Raw genomic sequence first — 21,914 nt, 5'->3', positions numbered from 1 at the left:
GCACCCTCAATCCTTGGGCTTGGCCGCCTTGGGCTTTGCAGCCGCCTTGGCCTTGCCGGCGGCCTTGGCCTTGGCGGGAGCCTTCTCCTTGGCGGCTGCCTTCGCCTTCGGTGCGGCCTTGCCGCGGACCGGCTTCTTGCCCGACCCGGCGGTCTCGGCGCGGGCGGCGATCAGCGCCACGGCCTCTTCCATGGTCAGGCCGGCGGGATCCTTGCCCTTCGGCAGGGTGGCGTTGACCGAGCCGTGCTTCACGTAGGGCCCATAGCGGCCGGCCATGACGGTCACGGGGCCGCCGAGGGTCGGATGCTCGCCGATCTCGCGGCCAGCGGGGGCTGCGCCGCGGCCGAAGCGCGACTTCGCGCCGCTTTCCTTGGCGATGACGAGGTCGATGGCGCGGTTGGCGCCGATCGCCAGCACGTCGTCGTCCTTCTCGAGGTTCGCATAGGTGCGGCCATGCTGGACGTAGGGGCCATAGCGGCCGATGCCGACCAGGATCGCCTCGCCGCTCTCGGGGTGCTTGGCCACTTCCTTCGGCAGTTCGAGCAGGGCCACGGCCCGGTCGAGGTCGAGGCCTCCGGGCGACATGCCCTTGGGCAGCGAGGTGCGTTTCGGCTTCTCGCCCTCGCCAAGCTGGACATAGGGACCGAAGCGGCCGTCGCGGACGGTGACTTCGAGGCCGGTCGCCGGATCGGTGCCGAGGCGGCGCGTGCCGTCGGCGCCGGCGCCCGCCGGGCCGTCCGTCTCGCCGTCGCCGGACGGAGCGGAGAGCTGGCGGGTGAAGCGGCATTCTGGATAGTTGGAGCAGCCGATGAAGGCGCCGAACTTGCCGAGCTTCAGCGACAGCATGCCGGAGCCACAGCTCGGGCAGACTCGCGGGTTCGAGCCATCGCCCTTGTCGGGGAAGATGTGGGGGCCAAGGCTGTCGTTCAGCGCGGCCAGCACGTCGGAGACGCGCAGTTCCTTGGTCTCGTCGAGAGCCGCGGCGAAATCGCGCCAGAAGTCGCGCAGCAGCGCCTTCCAGTCGAGTTCGTGGTTGGAGACGAGGTCGAGCCGCTCCTCCAGCGCCGCGGTGAAGCCGTACTCGACATAGCGCTCGAAGAAGTTCTCCAGGAAGGCGATGACAAGGCGGCCCTTGTCCTCGGGGACGAGGCGCTTCTTCTCGATGCGCACATATTCGCGGTCCTGCAGGGTCTGCAGCGTCGCGGCATAGGTGGACGGGCGGCCGATGCCGAGCTCTTCCATGCGCTTGACGAGGCTCGCCTCGGAATAGCGCGGCGGCGGCTCTGTGAAGTGCTGGGTCGTGGCGATGGACTTGCGGGCGAGCTTCTCGCCGACCGTCATGGCGGGCAGGCGCTTGCCGTCCTCGTCCTCGCCGTCGTCGTCGCGGTCCTCGGTATAGAGGGCGAGGAAGCCGTCGAACTTCACGACCTGGCCGGTGGCGCGCAGCTCCAGCCGGCGGCCGAGCGACGCGCCGAGGCCGCCGACGGTGGCGTCGATGTCGACCGTGGTGCGCTCCAGTTCGGCGCTCTCCATCTGCGAGGCGACGGTGCGCTTCCAGATGAGATCGTAGAGGCGGGCCTGTTCGGGCTCCAGGACCTTGGCGACGTCGCGCGGGTGGCGGCGGACATCGGTCGGGCGGATGGCCTCGTGGGCCTCCTGGGCGTTCTTCTGCTTGGCGGTGTATTTGCGCGGCGCGCCCGGCACGTAGCGGGCGCCGTAATCCTTGCCGATGAGGTCGCGGATGGCCGAGACCGCCTCAGGCGCCACATCGACGCCGTCGGTTCGCATATAGGTGATGAGGCCGACCGTCTCGCCGCCGATATCGACGCCTTCATAGAGGCGCTGGGCCACCTGCATGGTGCGGTTCGGCGCGAAGCCGAGCTTGCGGCTCGCCTCCTGCTGCAGGGTCGAGGTGGTGAAGGGCGCGTAGGGGTGGCGGCGGGCGGGCTTCGCCTCCACCGAGGTGACGGCGAAATGGGCCTCGGCGAGCGCCTTCTCGAAGGCGCGGGCCTCGGCCTCGGTGCCGACATCGAGGCGCTGGATCTTCTGGCCATCGGCGCCGACGAGGCGGGCCTCGAAGGTCTCGCCGCGCGGCGTCGCCAGCGTCGCGACGAGGGACCAGTATTCCTTCTTGCGGAAGCGCTCGATCTCGGACTCGCGCTCGCAGACGAGGCGCAGGGCCACCGACTGGACGCGGCCGGCCGAGCGGGCGCCCGGCAGCTTGCGCCACAGCACCGGCGAAAGGCGGAAGCCGACGAGATAGTCGAGGGCGCGGCGGGCGAGATAGGCCTCGACCAGCGCGGAATCGATCTGGCGCGGCTGCGCCATGGCCTGCTGCACCGCCTGCTTGGTGATGGCGTTGAAGGTGACGCGCTCGACCGGCATGTCCTTCAGCACGCGCTTGTCGCGCAGGGCCTCCAGCAGGTGCCAGGAAATGGCTTCGCCCTCGCGGTCGGGGTCGGTGGCAAGGATGAGCTTGTCCGCGCCCTTCACCAGCTTGGCGATCTCGGCGATGCGCTTGGCGCCGCGGCCGTCAGATTCCCACAGCATGGCGAAGTCGGCATCGGGGTCCACCGAACCGTCTTTCGGCGGCAGGTCGCGAACATGGCCGAAGGAGGCCACGACCTCGTAGCCCGACCCCAGATATTTGTTGATCGTCTTGGCCTTGGCTGGCGACTCGACGATGACGACGTTCACGCCCACGCGGCAGTGCCCTTTGGATGATGTCGGCGCTGCGATGATGCGCTGCCGAAAGCCGGCCGGAACATGGGCACAAGGCCGCTGCAAGTCAAATGCCGCCCTTTGGCACGTTTAACTTGCATCATGCGTTGACACAACCATAAGTTTATACATACCGTTGTTGCGTTGTCGGCGCCCTCGGCCGGCAGGGGAGAGGATGTGGTGGGCGCAGCGCGGCGTGAGCCTTCGAAAACTGCACGACGACCGCGCCTTGCGGGGCGGCCGCCTGGCGAAGGCCGTGCCGACCTCGCCTTGCAGATCGCCCGTCTCGCCGGTGACATGGTCGAGCTCGCCCGGCTCGGCGAGTTCAGGACGCTCGCCTATCTCGCCGACATGGCCCGCATGGAGGCGGAGGAGCAGGCGCGCCTGCTGCGCCGCCGGACGGGGAGGGTCCCGCCTAGCGCAGGCTGATGCGACCGGCCGGGTCGCGATGCAGCCGCCCGGCAAGGTCGAGTTCCAGCAGGGCAACCCGGACCGCGGCCACCGGCAGCCCCGAGGCGCGGACGATATCGTCGAGGGTGACAGGGACAGGGCCGAGCAGCGAGAGGATGCGGCTGCGGCCGTTGTCGCCGGGGTCGGCACCGTCCATGGCTTCCTCCTCTTCCTCGAGGGAGTCCTCCGGCGGTGGCCGCGACAGGATGGGCTGGATGACGGCGAGGATGTCATCGACCTCGGAGACCAGCGTCGCCCCTTGCTTCAGCAGCCGGTTGGTGCCGCCGGCGCGTGGATCGAGCGGCGAGCCGGGGACCGCGAAGACCTCGCGGTTTTCTTCCAGCGCCATGCGCGCGGTGATGAGCGAGCCGGACTTCTCGGCCGCTTCCACCACCACGACCCCCAGCGACAGCCCGGCGATGATGCGGTTCCGGCGGGGAAAGTCGCGGGCGCGGGGCTCATGTCCCATGGGCATCTCGCTGATCGCGGCGCCGGCCGGGAGCAACAGGTCGAGCAGCGGTTCGTTCTCTGGCGGGTAGATCTGGTCGTGGCCGCCGGCGAGCACGGCGACGGTGCCGGTCGCGGCGGAGGCCTCGTGGGCTGCGGCATCGATGCCGCGGGCCAGTCCGGAGACGACGGTCATGCCAGCTTCACCGAGGCCACGGGCGAGGATCGCGGCTATCTTGATCCCGGCGATGGAAGCGTTGCGCGAGCCGACGATGGCGACCATCGGCCGCTGCAGGCAGGCGAGGTCGCCGCGCAGCGCCACCAGCGGCGGGGCAGAGGCCGTCCGGCGCAATCGGTCGGGATAGTCACGCTCGCCAAGGGCGACGAAGCTGACGCCGAAGGCCCGGGCCCGCTCCATCTCGCGCTCGGCTTCGGCGAGGGTCGCGATGCGGATGGAGCGGCTGCCGCCGCGCTGGGCAAGTTCCGGCAGGGCGTCCAGCGCAGCGGCGGCGCTGCCGTAGAGGTTCAACAGCTCGCGGAAGGTGCGCGGTCCGACATTGTCGGAGCGGGAGAGGCGAAGCCAGTCGAGTCGCTGGCGGTCCGTCAGGCGGATCGCCGCGGTGGGGCGGGCGAAGAGATCGTCGCCCCCTCCCATCATGCAGGCGGCGCCGCGCTCTTCTCCCCGATCCGGCTCTCCGTGCCGGCGAGGAGCTTGGCGATGTTCTGGTGGTGCTTGGCGATGAGCAGGGCGGCAAGGCCGGCGAAGACGATGACGGTCGGCCAGCCGCGGCCCATGAGCAGCAGCACGACGGGCGTTGCGGCACTCGCCACGAGGGCCGCGAGCGAGGAATAGCGGAAGGCATAGGCGACGGCGAGCCAGAGGCCGGCAAATACGAGGAAGGCCGGCCAGTGGATGGCGAGCAGCACGCCGAGGAAGGTGGCGACGCCCTTGCCGCCCTTGAAGCCGAGCCAGATCGGGAAGACATGGCCGATGAAGGCGCCGATGCCGGCGGCGAGCGCCGCAACCGGGCCGAACCAGGCCGCCAGCAGCACGGCGACCGTGCCCTTGAGGCCATCGAGGAGCAGGGTCGCGGCCGCCAGCTTCTTGTTGCCGGTGCGCAGGACATTGGTCGCGCCGATATTGCCGGAGCCGATGGCGCGGATGTCGCCGAGCCCGGCGCTGCGCGTCAGCACCAGGCCGAAGGGGATCGAGCCCAGCAGGTAGCCGAGGGCGAGGGCGCCGATGAGAACGAGCGGGGCCGTTTCGAGCATGGTCGTCACCGCGGATCGGCCATCACGCTAGCAAAGGTCAGCGCGAAATGGCCATGGGTTGCAGCCAGAAATTGCATCCGCCGTCAGGCGGACAGCGAAAAGACCTTCCGTCCCGCGACGAAGGTGGCAGCCACGCGCCCGGTGAGCCGCGCCTCGTCGAAGGGCGAGTTCTTGCACTTAGAGCGCAGCGTGTCGCGGTTGAGGACCCAGGGTTCGTCGATCTCGACGAGGACAAGGTCGGCCGGCTCGCCCACCGCCAGCGACCCGCCGGGCAGGCCAAGCAGCGCCGCGGGCGCGGTCGACAGCGCGCGGAACAGGGCGGGGAGGGAAACGAGGCCCGCATGGACGAGGCGCAGGGCCGCCGGCAGCATCGTCTCGACGCCGACGGCGCCGGGATGGGCCTCGGCGAAGGGCAGGCGCTTGGTCTCGACGTCCTGCGGATCGTGGTCGGAGACGATGCAGTCGATGGTGCCGTCGGCCACCGCATCGGCCAGCGCCAGGCGATCATCCTCGGTGCGCAGCGGCGGCGACATCTTGCAGAAGGTGCGATAGCTGCCGATGTCGTTCTCGTTGAGCGTCAGGTGGTTGATCGTCACCGAGGCGGTCACCGGCAGGCCTTCCGTCTTCGCCCGGGCTATGATGGCGAGGCTGTCGCGGCAGGTGATGGAGGCAGCGTGGTAGCGGGCGCCGGTGAGCTTCACCAGGCGCATGTCGCGCTCGAGCATGATGGTCTCGGCCTCGACCGGGATGCCGCCGAGCCCGAGGCGGGAGGAGAACTCGCCCTCGTTCATCACGCCTTCGCCGACCAGGGCCGGATCCTCGGTGTGATGGACGATGAGCGCGTCGAAATCGCGCGCATAGGTCATGGCGCGGCGCATGACGAGCGCGTCGGTGACCGAGCGGGCGCCGTCGGTGAAGGCGACCGCGCCGGCCTCCTGCAAGAGGCCGAACTCGGTCATCTCGCGCCCGGCGAGCTTCTTGGTGATCGCCGCCATGGGATGGACGTGGACGATGCCGGTGTCGCGGGCGCGGCGCAGCAGGAAGTCGACGATGGCGGGATCGTCCATGACCGGATCGGTCGCCGGCTGGCAGACGATGGTGGTGACGCCGCCCGCCGCAGCCGCAGCGGTGCCGGAGGCGATGGTCTCGCGATACTCGTAGCCGGGCTCGCCGACGAAGCAGCGCATGTCGACGAGGCCTGGGGCCAGCACCTTGCCGCCGCAGGCGAGGACCTCGACGTCCGGGCCGACGCTGGCAGCGGTCAGGTGGGGGCCGGTGTCGGCGATGACCCCGTCGCGGATCAGCAGCCCGCCGCGGGTCTCGGTGCCGGCGGCCGGATCGACGAGCAGGGCGTCGGCGAGGAGGAGGGGGCGCGAACTCGTGGTCATGGCGGCCCTCACGCGTGCGGCAGGTTGCGGGCGAGCGCCTCGAGCACCGCCATGCGCACGGCGACGCCCATCTCGACCTGCTCGCGGATGAGCGACTGGGCGCCGTCCGCCACCGCCGTCGAGATCTCGACGCCGCGGTTCATCGGGCCGGGATGCATCACCAGCGCGTCAGGCTTGGCGTAGCGCAGCTTGGCCTCGTCGAGCCCGTAATAATGGAAGTACTCCTGCACCGAGGGCACGAAGGAGCCGTTCATGCGCTCGCGCTGGAGGCGCAGCATCATGACGATATCAACGTCCTTGAGGCCTTCCTTCATGTCGCGGAAGACCTCGACGCCGAGGCGCTCGGCAGCGGCGGGCAGCAGCGTCGAGGGGCCGATGGCGCGCACCCGTGCCTGCATCTGGTTGAGCAGGATGATGTTCGACCGGGCGACGCGCGAATGCAGGATGTCGCCACAGATGGCGACCGTCAGGCGCTCGATGCGGCCCTTGTTGCGGCGGATGGTCAGCGCGTCGAGCAAAGCCTGGGTCGGGTGCTCATGGGTGCCGTCGCCGGCATTGACGACCGAGCAGTCGACCTTCTTCGACAGGAGCTCGACCGCGCCGGAGGCGGCATGGCGCATCACCAGGATATCCGGGTGCATGGCGTTGAGGGTCAGCGCCGTGTCGATCAGCGTCTCGCCCTTCTTGATGGAGGACTGGGCGACCGACATGTTCATGACGTCGGCGCCGAGGCGCTTGCCGGCGAGCTCGAACGAGGACTGGGTCCGTGTCGAGGCCTCGAAGAAGAGGTTGATCTGGGTGCGGCCGCGAAGGCTGGTGCGCTTCTTCTCGATCTGCCGGTTGAGGGTGACGAATTCCTCGGCGAGATCGAGAAGGCCGGTGATTTCCTGGGGGGAAAGCCCCTCGATCCCGAGCAGGTGCCGGCGCTTCAGCACGAAGGACGAAGGGTCTTGCGTCATAAGCCCCGGGCTTTAAGCGGAGTCGGACGACCCCGCAAGCGCCGCGTCACTCCGCAGCGTCCTGTTTCCCCAGGCGCTTGTCGAGATAGTTGCCGACGACCTCCATCAGCGGGTCGATGGCGTTCTCGAAGAAGTGGTTCGCACCGGGCACGACCTGCTGCTCGATGACGATGCCCTTCTGGGTCTTCAGCTTCTCGACCAGGCCCTGGACCGAGGTCAGCGGCACCACCGCGTCCTTGTCGCCATGGACGATGAGACCGGAGGAGGGGCAGGGGGCGAGGAACGAGAAGTCGTAGAGGTTGGCGGGCGGGGCGATGGAGATGAAGCCCTCGACCTCGGGACGGCGCATGAGAAGCTGCATGCCGATCCAGGCGCCGAAAGAGAAGCCGGCGATCCAGCAGGTGCGCGCTTCCGGATTGATGGCCTGGGCATAGTCGAGCGCCGCGGCGGCATCGGAGAGTTCGCCCACGCCATGGTCGAACGCGCCCTGGCTGCGGCCGACGCCGCGGAAATTGAAGCGCAGCACCGAGAAGCCACGGTTCACGAACTGATAGTAGCAGTTGTAGACGATCTGGTTGTTCATCGTCCCGCCGAACTGCGGGTGCGGATGAAGCACGATGCCAATGGGGGCGGAACGGACCTTGGCGGGATGATATCGACCCTCGATCCGGCCTGCCGGACCGTTGAAGATAACTTCAGGCATCGGAAATCCTCGTCATGGCCCCCTTCACGACATCAAACTTGACGGTAAAAAGTCACTTTGATGATGGTCCCGTCCTTGACAGGGCGGCGAGGCGGCTCTAGATTTTAGAATTATTCTAAACGTGCTTGCCGGCTCCGCAGCGGGACGGCGAAAGCGACGTCGGGCCGCGCCTATAGCACGAACCCGGCTTGCGATGCCAAGACTTTCCGACAGGGCCAATTTCCCCGATGACCCGCGTCTACCTCGACCATAATGCCACGACGCCGCTTCGTCCGGAAGCGCGCACGGCTATGGTCGCGGCCATGACGGCGGGGGGCAATGCCTCGGCGGTCCATGCCGAGGGGCGGGCCGCCCGGCGCCTGATCGAGGAGGCGCGGCAGTCGGTCGCGGCCCTCGTCGGCGCCGACCCGCGCTGCGTCACCTTCACCTCCGGCGGCAGCGAGGCAGCGGCGACGGTGCTGTCTCCTGACTTGTCCGGCGTTACTGCCAAGGGGCCCTTCGCGCGCCTCATCGTCTCGGCCATTGAACATTCCTGCGTGCTGGCCGGTGGCCGCTTCGCGCCCGAGTCGGTGACGGTGTGCCCAGTGACCGAAGCGGGTGTCGCCGACCTCGCCCGGCTCGGTGCGCTTCTCGCCGAGGGCGGTCCGGCGCTTGTCGCGCTGATGGCGGCCAACAACGAGACCGGCGTCATCCAGCCCCTGGCCGAGGTTGCCGCGCTCTGTCGCGCCCATGGCGCGGCGCTGGTGGTTGATGCGGTCCAGGCTCTCGGCAAGATCCCGCTGTCGATGGCGGACATCGGCTGCGACGCCCTCTTCGTCTCCGCCCACAAGATCGGTGGCCCCGCGGGTGTCGGCGCCATCGTCACGGCGTCCGAAGCCGTCGCGTTTGCGCCACTGGTGCGGGGAGGCGGCCAGGAGGGCCGGCGGCGCGCCGGCACCGAGAACCTCGCCGGAATCGCCGGCTTCGGTGCGGCGGCACGGGCGGTTGCAACGGAAGCCGGGGAGGGCGCCCGCCTTGGCGCCCTGCGCGACCGTCTGGAGGCCGGCCTTGCCGCTGTTGTTGCCGACATCCGCGTGATCGGCGCGGGCGCTGACCGCCTGCCGAACACCAGCCTCACCCTTCATCCCGGCCGCGAGGGAGAAACGCTGACCATCGCGCTCGACCTTGCCGGCATCGCCGTGTCCACCGGTTCGGCCTGTTCCTCCGGCAAGGTGGCGCCCAGCCACGTGCTGGCAGCGATGGGCATTTCGCCGCGCGAGGCCCGTTCGGCCTTGCGCATCAGCCTCGGCTGGACCACGACACCGGCCGACATCGACCGTTTTCTTGCGGCCTATGCCGCCCATGTGAAGACCGGGGCGGCGCGCGCCGCCTGACCCCAACCAACCTGCGGCCCTTGAAGCCGCGAGGACAAGGAGAAGAGGATGCCTGCGGTTCAGGAGACCGTCGATCAGGTCAAAGCGATCGACGTCGACCAGTACAAGTACGGCTTCAGCACCGACATCGAGATGGAGCTGGCGCCCAAGGGGCTGTCCGAGGACATCGTCCGCTACATCTCGGCGCGCAAGAACGAGCCGGCCTGGATGCTGGAATGGCGCCTCGACGCCTATCGGCGCTGGCTGACCATGCGCGAGCCCGACTGGGCGCGGGTCGACTATCCGCAGATCGACTTCCAGGACATGTATTATTACGCCGCGCCGAAATCGAACCCGGCGCCGAACTCGCTCGACGAGATCGATCCGGCGATCCTGGAGACCTACAAGAAGCTCGGCATCCCCCTGCGCGAGCAGGAGATTCTGGCGGGCATCGCCCCGGAGAAGCGGATCGCCGTCGACGCCGTCTTCGATTCCGTGTCGGTGGTGACCACCTTCAAGGAGGAGCTGCGCAAGTCGGGCGTCATCTTCTGCTCGATCTCCGAGGCCCTGCACGAGCACCCGGATCTGGTGAAGCAGTATATCGGCTCGGTCGTCCCGACCACCGACAACTACTACGCCACGCTCAATTCGGCCGTCTTCTCGGATGGCTCGTTCGTCTACATCCCGCCGGGCGTGCGCTGCCCGATGGAGCTGTCGACCTATTTCCGCATCAACGAGCAGAAGACCGGCCAGTTCGAGCGCACGCTGATCATCGCCGACAAGGGCTCCTATGTGAGCTACCTCGAAGGCTGCACCGCGCCGATGCGCGACGAGAACCAGCTCCACGCTGCCGTGGTCGAGCTCGTCGCCCTCGACGACGCGGAGATCAAGTACTCGACCGTCCAGAACTGGTACCCCGGCGATTCCGAGGGCAAGGGCGGCATCTACAACTTCGTCACCAAGCGCGGCGACTGCCGCGGCGCCCGCTCGAAAATCTCCTGGACGCAGGTCGAGACCGGCTCGGCCATCACCTGGAAATATCCGAGCTGCATTCTGCGCGGCGACGAGAGCCAGGGCGAGTTCTACTCGATCGCCGTGTCGAACGGGGCCCAGCAGGTCGATTCCGGCACCAAGATGATCCATCTGGGCAAGAACACCCGGTCGCGCATCATCTCGAAGGGCATCTCGGCCGGCCGTTCGCAGAACACCTATCGCGGCCTCGTCTCGGCCCATCGCCGGGCGACCAACGCCAAGAACTTCACCAACTGCGACTCGCTGCTCATCGGCGACAAGTGCGGCGCGCACACCGTGCCCTATATCGAGAGCAAGACGGCCTCGGCGGTCTTCGAGCACGAGGCCACCACCTCGAAGGTCTCCGAGGACCAGATGTTCTACTGCATGCAGCGCGGGCTGACGCAGGAAGAGGCCATCGCCCTCATCGTCAACGGCTTCGTCAAGGACGTCCTCCAGCAGCTCCCGATGGAGTTCATGGTGGAGGCCCAGAAGCTCATTGCCATTTCGCTGGAAGGCTCGGTCGGCTGATCCGCCGGCCGCCCCCATCCCCATTCCGCCGCGCCCGGCGCGGCCCCTGACCTTTAGGACCACACGTCATGTCGCTGCTCGAGATCAAGAACCTCACCGCCAAGCTCGCCGACGAGGACAAGCAGATCCTCAATGGCCTGAACCTCACCATCGAGAAGGGCCAGGTCGCCGCCATCATGGGCCCGAACGGCTCGGGCAAGTCGACGCTGTCCTATGTCCTCGCCGGGCGCGAGGACTATGAGGTGACCGGCGGCGAGGCGCTGCTGGACGGCGAGAACATCCTGGAGCTGGCCGCCGACGAGCGCGCCGCCAAGGGCCTGTTCCTGGCCTTCCAGTATCCGATCGAGATCCCCGGCGTCGGCCAGATGACCTTCCTCAAGGCCGCCATCAACGCCCAGCGCAAGAAGAACGGCCTCGATGAGATCTCCACGCCGGAGTTCATCAAGCTGGTCAACGGCAAGGCCAAGGAGCTCGGCATCTCGCCGGACATGCTGAAGCGCTCGGTCAATGTCGGCTTCTCGGGCGGCGAGAAGAAGCGCAACGAGATCCTGCAGATGGCGCTGCTCCAGCCGAAGGTCGCCATCCTCGACGAGACCGATTCCGGCCTCGACATCGACGCGCTGAAGATCGTCGCCGACGGCGTCAACGCCATGCGCTCGCCCGACCGCTCCTTCGTGGTCATCACGCACTACCAGCGCCTGCTCGACTACATCAAGCCGGACGTGGTCCATGTCCTCTCGGGCGGTCGTATCATCACCACCGGTGGCCCGGAGCTCGCCCTTGAGCTCGAGGCCAAGGGCTATGCCGACATCGTCGGCAAGGCCGCGTGAGGCCGACATGAACGCCGTGACCCCTATCCGAACCCCGGCCGAACAGGCGCTGATCGGCGCGTTCGGCGCCCTGCGCGACGCCGGCCCCGCCGCTGCCGCGCTGGAGAGCCTGCGCATCGACGGTTTCGCCCGTTTCGAGGCGACCGGCCTGCCGCATCGCCGCGTCGAGGCCTGGAAGTACACTGACCTGCGCACGATGATGCGCGAGGCGAAGCCGCTCGCAGGCGCCCCTGACGCCTCGGCGCTGCTCGCCGCGAAGGTCGCCGTTGGCCGCCTGCCGCGCGTCGGCGGCAGCCGGATCGTCCTCGTCGACGGCCATTACGCCCCCGACCTCGCCGATGGCGGCCCGCTCCCCGAGGGCGTCACCGTCTCCGGCCTTGCCGAGGCCCTGGTCCGCCGGTCCGAGCTGCAGACGCTGCTCGCCGGCCAGCCGGCGACGCGCGAGAACACCGCCTTCGCGCTCAACAACGCCTTCCTCACCGACGGTCTCCTCATCGAGATCGCGCCGGGCACCACGGTCGGCCATGCGCTGGATCTGGTCTTCCTGACCTCGGATGGCGCGGCGAAGCTGACCAATGCCCGCGTCGTGGTGATCGTCGGCGCCGGCGCCACGGCCGGCCTCGTCGAGACTCATGTCGGCCCTGCCGGCACCGAGTACCAGAAGAACGTGGTCGTCCAGGCGATCATCCGCGACGGTGCGCGGCTGGAGCATGGCCGCCGCCAGCTCGAGGGCGCGGACGCGCTGCACCTCTCGACCCTTGAAGCCGACATCGGCGCCGAGGCGCATTTCGACACGCTGACCCTGACCTCGGGCGCCTCCGTCGCGCGCAACCAGCTCTTCGTGCGCTTCTCCGGCGAACATGCCCGCGCCACACTGCGCGGCGTGACGCTGCTCAAGGGGCGCCAGCATGCCGACACGACGCTGGTCATGGACCATGCCGTGCCGAACTGCGAGAGCCGCGAGACCTTCAAGCACGTGCTCGACGGCGAGGCCCATGGCGTGTTCCAGGGCAAGATCATCGTCCAGCCCATCGCGCAGAAGACCGATGGCCGGATGATGAGCCAGACCATCATGCTGGCCGAGGGGCCGGCCATGGACAACAAGCCGGAGCTGGAGATCTTCGCCGACGACGTGGCCTGCGCCCATGGCTGCACCTGCGGCCGGCTCGACGAGGACCTGATGTTCTACCTGAACGCCCGCGGCATTCCCGCCAAGGAAGCCGAGGCGCTGCTGGTCGAGGCCTTCGCCCGCGAGGCGATCGAGGATTTCGGCGACGAGGGTCTCGGCGAGGCGGTGGAGGAGCTGCGCGCGGCCCTCTTCGCCTCGGTCACCGACTGGATGCTGGCGAGGACCTGACGCATGAGCCCGGACATGAGCCCCGCTGGTACCCACCCGGCTGTCGCCGGCGGCGGCTATGACGTTGACGTTATCCGCAAGGACTTCCCGGCGCTGAGCCTGAAGCCCTACGGCAAGGACCTCGTCTTCCTCGACAATGCCGCCTCGGCCCAGAAGCCGCGGCAGGTGATCGACCGGATCACCCGGGCCTATGAGAGCGAATACGCCAACGTCCATCGCGGGCTGCATTACCTCGCCAATGCCGCCACCGAGGCCTATGAGGCGGCGCGCGAGAGCGTGCGCGCCTTCCTCAACGCCCCTTCGGTCGATCAGATCATCTTCACCCGCAATGCCTCGGAGGCGATCAACCTCGCGGCAGCCTCCTTCGGCGGACTGGTGATCGGGGAGGGCGACGAGATCGTGCTCTCGATCATGGAGCACCACTCCAACATCGTGCCCTGGCATTTCCATCGGGAGCGGCGCGGGGCGAAGCTCGTCTGGGCGCCGATCGACGAGGACGGCAATTTCCTCATCGAGGAGTTCGAGAAGCTGCTCGGGCCGCGCGTGAAGATGGTGGCGCTGACCCACATGTCCAACGCCCTCGGCACCGTCGTGCCGATCAAGGAATGCATCCGCCTGGCCCATGCCCGCGGCATTCCGGTGCTGGTCGACGGCTCGCAGGCCGCCGTCCACATGGACGTGGACGTCCAGGACATCGACGCGGACTTCTATGTCTTCACCGGCCACAAGGTCTACGGGCCGACCGGCATCGGCGTGCTCTATGGCAAGCGCGAGCATCTCGAGCGCATGCCGCCCTATAATGGCGGCGGCGAGATGATCTCGGTCGTCACCACCGAGGGCGTCACCTACAACGATCCGCCGCACCGTTTCGAGGCGGGCACCCCCGCCATCGTCCAGGCCATCGGCCTCGGCGCGGCGCTGGACTACATGCAGTCCATCGGGCGCCCGGCGATCCGCGCGCATGAGGACAGCCTCGTCCGCTACGCGCATGAGCGGCTCGGCGCCATCAACTCGCTCAAGATCTTCGGCCATGCGCGGGACAAGGGCGCCATCGTCTCCTTCGAGATGAAGGGAGCCCATGCCCATGACGTCGCCACGGTCGTCGACCGCTATGGGGTGGCGGTGCGCGCCGGGACCCATTGCGCCCAGCCGCTTCTCCAGCGATATGGTGTGACCTCCACCTGTCGTGCCTCCTTCGGCCTCTACAACACCACCGAAGAGGTCGACCGCCTTGCGGAAGCCCTTCTCAAGGCCCAATCTCTGTTCGGGTGAGGCGGTTCCGCCTCGCCCCCGATGCCACGGACCTTGAACCCGATGGACGAGAGCCAGCCCCTCAACACCACCGTCGGTGGCGACACTGCCGCCATCCCGCCGGAGGAACTGGACCGCCTGACCGACGACATCGTCGCGGCCATGAAGTCGGTCTATGACCCCGAGATCCCGTCCGACATCTACGAGCTCGGACTGATCTACCGCGTCGACATCGACGATTCCCGCAAGGTCGCGATCGACATGACGCTGACCTCGCCGTCCTGCCCCTCGGCTGCCGAACTGCCGGGCATGGTGGAGAATGCGGTGGCGAGCGTGCCGGGCATTTCGGAGGTGAAGGTCACTCTTACCTTCGACCCGCCCTGGGACCAGAGCCGCATGTCGGACGAGGCCCGTGTCGCCCTCAACATGTGGTGACGGGCCGCGGTGTGACGGGGCTTTAACCCGTTCGTCGCAGTCTCTATATCTGTAAGCGATGCTTTGAACGCCGGACCTTGAATCCGCGCGGTTTCGGAGATGCAGATGCCGAAGATGCAGGCCATGCGGCTCACTGAAGCCGCCGCCGACCGGGTGAGGGATCTTGTCCTCGCGTCCGGCAAGGACAGTGCGGGTCTCCGCGTCGGGGTCACCAAGGGTGGCTGTGCCGGCATGGAGTACACGATGGAATTCGTCGACGAGCCCGGAAAGTTCGACGAGATCGTCGAGGATCGCGGCGTGCGCGTCTTCATCGATGCCAAGGCGGTGCTCTATCTCCTCGGCACCGAGATGGACTACGTCACCGACAAGCTGTCCGCGCGCTTCGTCTTCAACAATCCGAACCAGACCTCGGCCTGCGGCTGCGGCGAATCCATCGCGCTGACCCCGGCGCGTCCCGAGGCGCTGGGCACGGCCTGAGATGAGCGCCTTCGACCCGGATTACCTGGTCGATCTCTTCGCTCCCTTTGCCCGCGTCACCCTGAGGCGGATGTTTTCCGGCCACGGCATCTATCGCGACGGCGTGGTCTTTGCGCTGGCCATCCGCGACGGCCTGTACCTGAAATCGGATGCCACCAGCGCGCCGCTCTTCGACGCGGCCGGCGCCAAGCCCTTCACCTACGCGACCAAGCGCGGCGAGACGACGGTCAGCAGCTACCGGCGCATGCCGGAGGCCTGTTTCGACGACGAGGATGAGCTGCGCCACTGGGCGGGCATCGCCTTCGCCGCGGCGCTGCGGAGCGAGGCCAGGCCGAAACCGGCGCGACGCCGGAAGGCGCTCACGCCACCTTGAGTTCGGCTTCCGGATCGGTCTCGCAGACGACGCGATTGCGGCCGTTGCGCTTGGCCGCATAAAGGCAGCGATCGGCGCGGTCGTAGAGGCTCGCCACCGTGTCGCCGGGCCGGAAGGTCGCGACCCCCAGCGAGATGGTGATGCGGCCGAGATTCTCGTTGGTGGAGCGCTTGATGAGCTCCTTGGTCATGACGGCCCGGCGGATATGCTCGGCGACCGTGACGGCGGCGCGCAGCGTCGTGTCGGGGAGGATGATGGCGAATTCCTCGCCGCCATAGCGGCAGGCGAGATCCTGGCCCTTGACGTTCTGCTTCACCGACAGCGCGACGAGACGCAGCACCTGGTCGCCGGTGAGGTGGCCGAACGTGTCGTTGAACTTCTTGAAATGGTCGATGTCGCTGACCAGCAGGCTCAGCGGCGTCTCGGCCTTGTTGGCGAGGGCCACTGCCTTGGCGATCGACTGGTCGTAGTACTTGCGATTGCCGAGCGAGGTGAGGGGATCGGTCAGCGATTCCGTCCGCACCGCGTCGAGGTTCTCCTGCAGCAGCTTGATCTCGCTGCGGGAGGCCTTGAGGCGCTGCTCCAGCGCCTTGTTGTTCGCCTCGATCTCGCGGGTCGAGCGGACGAGGTTCTCGATAATGGTCCTGACGCCTTCCGGCGAGCCCATGGAGGCAAGGCGCGCCGAGGCGCCGGCGAGATCGTTGCCATAGGCGTTGGCCTGGCCGGCAGCTGAGTCGATCATCGTCATGACGTGCTCGATCTCATCGAGCACGCGGCCACCGACCACGTCGATCTTCTCGCCCATCCGCGCCTGCGAGAGATAGTTCTCGAAGATTGAGTCGAGGTGGTCCTGGGAGATGCTGCCGTTCTGGGACAGGACGGCGTTCACCGCATCCGAGAGTTCGGTGTGATAGCCCGAGGCGTAGCAGTACCAGACCTCGTAGTTCCGCGGGACCGCGGCCAAACCGCGTCCCTTGATCTGCGAGAAGGCAAGATCGCCGAAGGCGTAACTGCGTTCGATGTCGTCGCGATTGTCCATCAGGCTGCCGATCCTGGGCGTGGCCAGCGCGGCCGGTGAAGGCCGCGCGTGTCAGTCGTCCGGAGGCTAGACCGTTAATGCTTTATGGCACGTAAAAATTCTACCTTACGCAGCGTCATTTCGCGCGATAGGTGACGGGCCGCAGCAGGAATTGCGGGAGGTGGGACATATCCGCCTCCTCGTGAGCCGGGGGGCGGCCAGCCGGGCGTTCGGAGCCGCGCGCGCGGGGCGCTTCGGCCGAACGGGCAGGGCGCTCGACGCGCGGCGCGGGCTCGCGCGATTCGCGGATCTCGCGCGGCTCGCGTGCTTCACGGGGCTCGCGTGCCTCGCGCGGCTCGCGGGCCTCGCGCGGCTCGGAACGGTCACCGCGGCCCTTCCGGCCGCCGCGCTCCTCGCCACCACGGCCACCGCGGCCCGACCGCTCGCCACGACCGCCGCCGGCGCGCCGCTCCCGGCGGGCCTCGCTGGCCTCCTCCTCGGTGACCGGGTCGGAGCCCCATTCGATCGACTGGCCGATCAGCTTCTCGATGGCGCTGACGAGCTTGCCGTCCTCGGGCGTCACGATGGTGATGGCGGTGCCGAGGCGTCCGGCGCGGCCGGTGCGGCCGATGCGATGGACATAATCCTCCGCATGGTGCGGCGTGTCGTAGTTGAAGACGTGGCTGACGTCGGGGATATCGAGGCCGCGGGCGGCGACGTCGGAGGCGACGAGAAGCTGGATCCGGCCGTCGCGGAAGGCGGCAAGCGCTGCCGTGCGCGCGCTCTGGTCCATGTCGCCATGCAGGGCGGCGACCGAGAATTCGTGCTTCTGCAGCGACTTGTAGAGGGTCGCCACCTCGCTCTTGCGATTGCAGAAGATGATGGCGTTCTTCAGGTTCTCCGCGCCGCGGACGAGGCTGCGCAGGGTCTCGCGCTTCTCGAAGTCCTTCTTGCCGGACCGCACGAGGCGCTGGGTGATGGTGGTCGCCGTGGAGTTCTGGCGGGCGACCTCGATCTTGATGGGGTTGTGCAGGAACTGCTCGGTGATGCGCTGGATTTCCGGCGGCATGGTCGCCGTGAAGAACAGCGTCTGGCGGGTGAAGGGCACCATCTTGCAGATGCGCTCGATGTCCGGGATGAAGCCCATGTCGAGCATGCGGTCGGCCTCGTCGATGACGAGGAGCTCGACGCCGGTGAGCAGCAGGCGTCCGCGCTCGAAATGGTCGAGCAGGCGGCCGGGGGTGGCGATCAGCACGTCGACGCCGCGGGTGAGCTTGGCGTCCTGGTCACCGAAGGAGACGCCGCCGATGAGCAGGGCGACGCTCAGCTTGTGGTTGACGCCATACTTGACGAAGTTGTCCTCGACCTGGGCGGCGAGCTCGCGCGTCGGCTCCAGGATGAGCGTGCGCGGCATGCGGGCGCGGGCGCGGCCTTCCTCCAGCATGGTCAGCATCGGCAGGGTGAAGGCGGCGGTCTTGCCGGTGCCGGTCTGGGCGATGCCGAGGACATCGCGGCGGGCCAGGACATGGGGGATGGCCTGGGCCTGGATCGGGGTGGGTTCGGTATAGCCGGCCGAGGCCACGGCGGCTTGCACCTTGGCGCTCAGGCCGAGTTCGGAAAAGGGCATGGAAAGGGAGTGTCCTTGTTGGCTGGTGGGGTCTTGCGACTGTGTCTCGAGGCGTTCGGCGCGAAGCGTCTTCGCGCATGACGGCCCCTAGAACCCACGAGGCCGAACGGACGAATGATCGAAGCGGGCGGCGGATTCCTGCCCGGGTCGATGCGCTGCAACATAGTCCCGATTGGCCGATTGTCAACGAAAGGACCCTGTGCCAAACGCATGGCGCGCATGGGATTGGCGGGATTCGGTGCGCATGGTGAAGGATGGGACCATGCCGATTGCTGCCTCGCCTGACGCGCCCCGTGGCCTGCCGCTGGTCTTCGTTCCCGGCCTCAACTGCACCGCCGATCTCTTCGCGCCGCAGATCGCCCATTTCCGCGATGCGCATCCGGTGACGGTCGCCGACCACGCCAGCGACGAGACCATTGCCGAGATCGCCCACCGGCTGCTGGCCAGCGCCCCGCCGAAATTCGCGCTGATCGGCCTGTCGATGGGCGGCTATGTGGCGCTGGAGGTGATGCGCCAGGCGCCGCAGCGCGTGGCCAAGCTCGCCCTTCTCGACACCCGCGCCAGCCAGGATGTCCTCGGCGATACCGAGATCCGCGAGGCCGCCATCAAGATGGCCCAGACCGGCCGTTTCGACGACATCCACAACGTGCTCTGGCCGCGCATCGTCCATATCCGGCGGCTCGGCGACACGGCGCTGGAGGCGATCGTGAGGACCATGTCGGACAAGACCGGGCCCGCCCGCTTCATCCGGCAGCAGAAGGCGATCATGGCGCGGCCGTCCTACGAGGCGAGCCTTAGCGCCATCCGCTGCCCGACGTTGATCCTGGTCGGCGAAGACGATGCGCTCACCCCCCGCTTCATGTCCGAGGACATGGCCGAGGCCATTCGCGGCTCCGAGCTCGTGGTCGTGCCGGATTGCGGCCATCTCTCGACGCTGGAGCGGCCGGAGGCGGTGAATGCCGCGCTGGAGCGCTGGCTCGCGGCGTGACGGGCTCGCCCTAGCGCAGTGCGCCGAAGGTGACCTCGCCCGGCGGGCCGATGGTCAGCAGGTAGCGCCGCGGCTGGCCTGAGCCGAGAACCCGACCGTCGATCTGAACGCGGGATCCGGCGCCGTCCGGTTCGACCCGGTAATCCTCCATGCCGACGCGCCAGTCGAAGACCTCGGGGATTTCTTCCGTTGCGACCGTGCCGGTGCGGCCCGTCGAGGGATCGACCACCGCCAGCCACTGCACATAGAGGCGCTGCGCGCCGTCGGGGGAGGGGGTGCGCAGCAGCACGATCCGCGAGGTGCCCTGCCGCTCGCCGGAGACCCATGGTCCGGTGGCGCGGACGAAGAGCACGTCGGGCGAGAGCGAGGACAGGGCGCGGCCGGCATCCGACTGGGCGAGGGCGGGCGCGGCCAGCGCCGCCAGCACCAGCGCGATGCCTGCGAACCGCCGGCTGACCGGCGCGAGGCACCGCATCAGATGTCCAGCTCCTCGGCGAATTCCGCCCGCTCCTGGATGAAGGCGAAACGCGGCTCGGCCTTCACGCCCATGAGCCGCTCGACGCTGTCGGAGGTCTCCGGGCGCTCCTCGGGCACGACCTGCACCCTGAGAAGGGTGCGGACCTTCTTGTCCATGGTCGTTTCCTTCAACTGCTGCGGCATCATCTCGCCGAGGCCCTTGAAGCGGCCGATCTCGACCTTCTGGTTGCCCTTAAAGGCGCTGCGCAGGAGTTCGTCCTTGTGGGCATCGTCGCGGGCATAGAGCGTCTTGCCGCCCTGGGTCAGGCGATAGAGCGGCGGCACCGCGAGGTAGAGGTGGCCATTGTCGATCAGCCGCGGCATCTGCCGGTAGAAGAAGGTGATGAGCAGGCTGGCGATATGGGCGCCGTCGACGTCGGCATCGGTCATGATGATGACCCGCTCGTAGCGCAGGTCGTCGTCGCGGTAGTGTGTGCCCGTGCCGCAGCCGAGCGCCTGGATCAGGTCGGACAGCTGCTGGTTCTGGGCGAGCTTGTCGCGTCCGGCCGAGGCGACGTTGAGGATCTTGCCGCGCAGCGGCAGCACCGCCTGGGTCTGGCGGTCGCGGGCCTGCTTGGCGGAGCCGCCGGCCGAGTCGCCCTCGACGATGAAGATCTCCGAGCCCGCGGCCGAGGTGTTGGAGCAGTCGGAGAGCTTGCCGGGCAGGCGGAGCTTGCGAACGGCGGTCTTGCGGCTGACGTCCTTCTCGGCGCGGCGGCGCAGGCGCTCCTCGGCCCGCTCCACCACCCATTCCAGCAGCCGGTTGGCCTGGTTGGGGTTGCCGGCGAGCCAGTGGTCGAAGGGATCGCGGATGGCGTTCTCGACGATGCGCGAGGCTTCGGTCGTGGCCAGCTTGTCCTTGGTCTGGCCCTGGAATTCCGGCTCGCGGATGAAGACCGACAGCATGACGCAGCAGCCGGCCAGCACGTCATCGGCGGTGACCTGCGCCGCGCGCTTGTTGCCAGTGCGCTCGGCATGGTCCTTCAGGCCGCGCAGCAGGGCAAAGCGCAGGCCCTGCTCGTGCGTGCCGCCCTCGGGGGTCGGGATCGTGTTGCAGTAGGAGGAGACGAAGCCGTCCTGGTCGCCGACCCAGCCGATTGCCCATTCCACCGATCCGTGGCCCTGCTTGTCGAGCTTGCCGCCGAAAATGTCGGGATGGACGCGCGTCGCGCCCTCCAGCGTCGCGCCGAGATAGTCCTTGAGGCCACCGGGAAAGCGCAGCACGGCCTTTTCCGGCGTGTCCGTGCCCTTCACCAGCTCGGGATCGCAGGACCAGCGGATCTCCACGCCGCCGAAGAGATAGGCCTTGGAGCGCGCCATCTTGAACAGGCGCGCCGGCTTGAACGTGTGGGTCTCCTTGAAGATCTCGGGATCGGGGGAGAACCGCACCTTGGTGCCGCGGCGGTTGTTGATGCGGCCGAGCTCTTCGAGGCCCGTCTGCGGGATGCCGCGCGAGAAGCGCTGGCGGTAGAGCATCTGGCCGCGCGCGACCTCCACCTCCAGCGAGACGGAGAGGGCGTTGACCACCGAGACGCCGACGCCGTGCAGGCCGCCCGAGGTCTCGTAGACCTTGGAGTCGAACTTGCCGCCCGCATGGAGCGTGCACATGATCACTTCGAGGGCCGACTTGCCGGGGAATTTCGGGTGCGGGTCGACGGGGATGCCGCGGCCATTGTCGGTCACGGCGAGCGAGCCGTCGGCAAAGAGCTCGACCTCGATCCAGGTGGCGTGGCCGGCCACCGCCTCGTCCATGGAATTGTCGATCACCTCGGCGAACAGGTGATGCAGGGCCTTCTCGTCGGTGCCGCCAATATACATGCCGGGGCGGCGGCGCACCGGCTCGAGGCCCTCGAGGACCTCGATGTCGGAGGCGGAATAGCCCTGTTCGCCGGGCGTGCCGGCGGCCTTCTGGCGCGCGGGTTCGGGACGGGCGCGCGGAGCGGCCGCCTTGGGCGGCGTCTCGGCGGGGGCCTTCGGTCCTCCGAACAGGTCGCTGGAATTGTCCATCGTGGTGGAATCTCCCGGGCCGCCGGGCGGCCGCGAATCAGTTTCGCCATCATGGCACAGGGCGCGATGGACGCGAACGGAACGGAAACGCCGACAGGGGTCTATGCCTGCCGTCCCGGAAATGCCATGCCGTCATGCAGGTAGGCCCTGCAGGGACCGGAACGGCATTGATCTCATCGCGTTCCTCGTCCGTACAGGCAA

20 protein-coding genes are annotated in these 21,914 nt (G+C 68.1%); 10 read left to right on the top strand and 10 right to left on the bottom strand.

The features are described 5' to 3' along the window. Positions 1-6 precede the first annotated feature (6 nt). Complete coding sequence (gene topA / locus C8P69_RS11625; protein ID WP_108177539.1) at positions 7-2,697, bottom strand: type I DNA topoisomerase; 2,691 nt, start codon at positions 2,695-2,697, stop codon at positions 7-9. Positions 2,698-2,991: 294 nt separating this feature from the next. On the opposite strand from topA, the gene C8P69_RS23875 reads away from it, so the two are divergent. Beyond that, positions 2,992-3,150 (top strand): hypothetical protein, encoded by a 159-nt coding sequence (locus C8P69_RS23875; protein ID WP_170118218.1) that lies wholly within the window; start codon positions 2,992-2,994, stop codon positions 3,148-3,150. Here the strand turns inward: C8P69_RS23875 and dprA are convergent. The 5 genes from dprA to C8P69_RS11600 form a co-directional block, all read right to left on the bottom strand. Further along, complete coding sequence (gene dprA, locus C8P69_RS11620; RefSeq protein ID WP_211353816.1) at positions 3,137-4,276, bottom strand: DNA-processing protein DprA; 1,140 nt, start codon at positions 4,274-4,276, stop codon at positions 3,137-3,139. The two genes, C8P69_RS23875 and dprA, sit on opposite strands and share 14 nt — an antisense overlap. Continuing rightward, the gene (gene plsY, locus C8P69_RS11615) at positions 4,273-4,890 is read right to left on the bottom strand and encodes a glycerol-3-phosphate 1-O-acyltransferase PlsY (RefSeq protein ID WP_211353815.1); all 618 of its coding nucleotides are present in this window, start codon (positions 4,888-4,890) and stop codon (positions 4,273-4,275) included. The genes dprA and plsY overlap by 4 nt, the downstream gene beginning before the upstream one ends. 83 nt (positions 4,891-4,973) lie before the next feature. Continuing rightward, the gene (locus C8P69_RS11610; RefSeq protein WP_108177236.1) at positions 4,974-6,278 is read right to left on the bottom strand and encodes a dihydroorotase; all 1,305 of its coding nucleotides are present in this window, start codon (positions 6,276-6,278) and stop codon (positions 4,974-4,976) included. Positions 6,279-6,286: 8 nt separating this feature from the next. Further along, positions 6,287-7,237 carry an aspartate carbamoyltransferase catalytic subunit gene (locus C8P69_RS11605; RefSeq protein ID WP_108177234.1) on the bottom strand — a complete coding sequence of 317 codons (951 nt, stop codon included), beginning with the start codon at positions 7,235-7,237 and terminating at the stop codon, positions 6,287-6,289. Between the two features lie 46 nt (positions 7,238-7,283). Beyond that, positions 7,284-7,940, bottom strand: coding sequence for an alpha/beta hydrolase (locus tag C8P69_RS11600; protein ID WP_108177232.1), 657 nt, complete (start codon positions 7,938-7,940; stop codon positions 7,284-7,286). Between the two features lie 227 nt (positions 7,941-8,167). On the opposite strand from C8P69_RS11600, the gene C8P69_RS11595 reads away from it, so the two are divergent. The 8 genes from C8P69_RS11595 (at position 8,168) to C8P69_RS11560 (ending at position 15,557) form a co-directional block, all read left to right on the top strand. Further along, on the top strand, positions 8,168-9,313 hold the full coding sequence (locus C8P69_RS11595) for a cysteine desulfurase family protein (protein WP_108177230.1): 1,146 nt from the start codon (positions 8,168-8,170) through the stop codon (positions 9,311-9,313). 48 nt (positions 9,314-9,361) lie between these two features. Continuing rightward, complete coding sequence (gene sufB, locus C8P69_RS11590; RefSeq protein ID WP_108177228.1) at positions 9,362-10,834, top strand: Fe-S cluster assembly protein SufB; 1,473 nt, start codon at positions 9,362-9,364, stop codon at positions 10,832-10,834. A 74-nt stretch (positions 10,835-10,908) separates the two neighbouring features. Further along, a complete protein-coding gene (gene sufC / locus C8P69_RS11585; RefSeq protein ID WP_108177537.1) occupies positions 10,909-11,664 on the top strand; it encodes a Fe-S cluster assembly ATPase SufC in 756 nt (251 codons plus the stop codon). Positions 11,665-11,671: 7 nt separating this feature from the next. Beyond that, positions 11,672-13,021, top strand: a complete 1,350-nt coding sequence (gene sufD, locus C8P69_RS11580; protein ID WP_108177226.1) for a Fe-S cluster assembly protein SufD — start codon at positions 11,672-11,674, stop codon at positions 13,019-13,021. 15 nt (positions 13,022-13,036) lie between these two features. Further along, the gene (locus C8P69_RS11575; RefSeq protein WP_108177535.1) at positions 13,037-14,293 is read left to right on the top strand and encodes a cysteine desulfurase; all 1,257 of its coding nucleotides are present in this window, start codon (positions 13,037-13,039) and stop codon (positions 14,291-14,293) included. 42 nt (positions 14,294-14,335) lie between these two features. Then, positions 14,336-14,707, top strand: a complete 372-nt coding sequence (locus tag C8P69_RS11570; protein ID WP_108177224.1) for an SUF system Fe-S cluster assembly protein — start codon at positions 14,336-14,338, stop codon at positions 14,705-14,707. Positions 14,708-14,806: 99 nt separating this feature from the next. Next, a complete protein-coding gene (gene sufA / locus C8P69_RS11565) occupies positions 14,807-15,184 on the top strand; it encodes a Fe-S cluster assembly scaffold SufA (RefSeq protein WP_420541416.1) in 378 nt (125 codons plus the stop codon). A 1-nt stretch (position 15,185) separates the two neighbouring features. Continuing rightward, the gene (locus tag C8P69_RS11560; RefSeq protein WP_108177222.1) at positions 15,186-15,557 is read left to right on the top strand and encodes a TfoX/Sxy family protein; all 372 of its coding nucleotides are present in this window, start codon (positions 15,186-15,188) and stop codon (positions 15,555-15,557) included. On the opposite strand, the gene C8P69_RS11555 is transcribed toward C8P69_RS11560, so the two are convergent. Together C8P69_RS11555 and C8P69_RS11550 are read right to left on the bottom strand one after the other, a co-directional pair. Beyond that, entirely contained in the window at positions 15,544-16,596 is a 1,053-nt protein-coding gene (locus C8P69_RS11555) for a GGDEF domain-containing protein (protein ID WP_420541414.1), read from the bottom strand. The two genes, C8P69_RS11560 and C8P69_RS11555, sit on opposite strands and share 14 nt — an antisense overlap. Positions 16,597-16,711: 115 nt before the next feature. Continuing rightward, positions 16,712-18,202: a DEAD/DEAH box helicase gene (locus tag C8P69_RS11550; RefSeq protein WP_108177218.1), complete on the bottom strand. Its 1,491-nt coding sequence runs from the start codon at positions 18,200-18,202 to the stop codon at positions 16,712-16,714. A 262-nt stretch (positions 18,203-18,464) separates the two neighbouring features. On the opposite strand from C8P69_RS11550, the gene C8P69_RS11545 reads away from it, so the two are divergent. Continuing rightward, the gene (locus C8P69_RS11545; protein WP_108177531.1) at positions 18,465-19,190 is read left to right on the top strand and encodes an alpha/beta fold hydrolase; all 726 of its coding nucleotides are present in this window, start codon (positions 18,465-18,467) and stop codon (positions 19,188-19,190) included. A gap of 10 nt (positions 19,191-19,200) precedes the next feature. On the opposite strand, the gene C8P69_RS11540 is transcribed toward C8P69_RS11545, so the two are convergent. Both C8P69_RS11540 and parE read right to left on the bottom strand, forming a co-directional pair. Continuing rightward, positions 19,201-19,665, bottom strand: a complete 465-nt coding sequence (locus C8P69_RS11540; RefSeq protein ID WP_108177216.1) for a hypothetical protein — start codon at positions 19,663-19,665, stop codon at positions 19,201-19,203. Beyond that, the gene (gene parE, locus C8P69_RS11535) at positions 19,665-21,713 is read right to left on the bottom strand and encodes a DNA topoisomerase IV subunit B (protein WP_108177215.1); all 2,049 of its coding nucleotides are present in this window, start codon (positions 21,711-21,713) and stop codon (positions 19,665-19,667) included. The genes C8P69_RS11540 and parE overlap by 1 nt, the downstream gene beginning before the upstream one ends. Between the last annotated feature and the right edge of the window lie 201 nt (positions 21,714-21,914).

Source organism: Phreatobacter oligotrophus (assembly GCF_003046185.1).
In the GTDB taxonomy this organism is placed as follows: Bacteria; Pseudomonadota; Alphaproteobacteria; order Rhizobiales; family Phreatobacteraceae; genus Phreatobacter; species Phreatobacter oligotrophus.
This window is presented reverse-complemented; position numbering and strand designations above follow the sequence as displayed.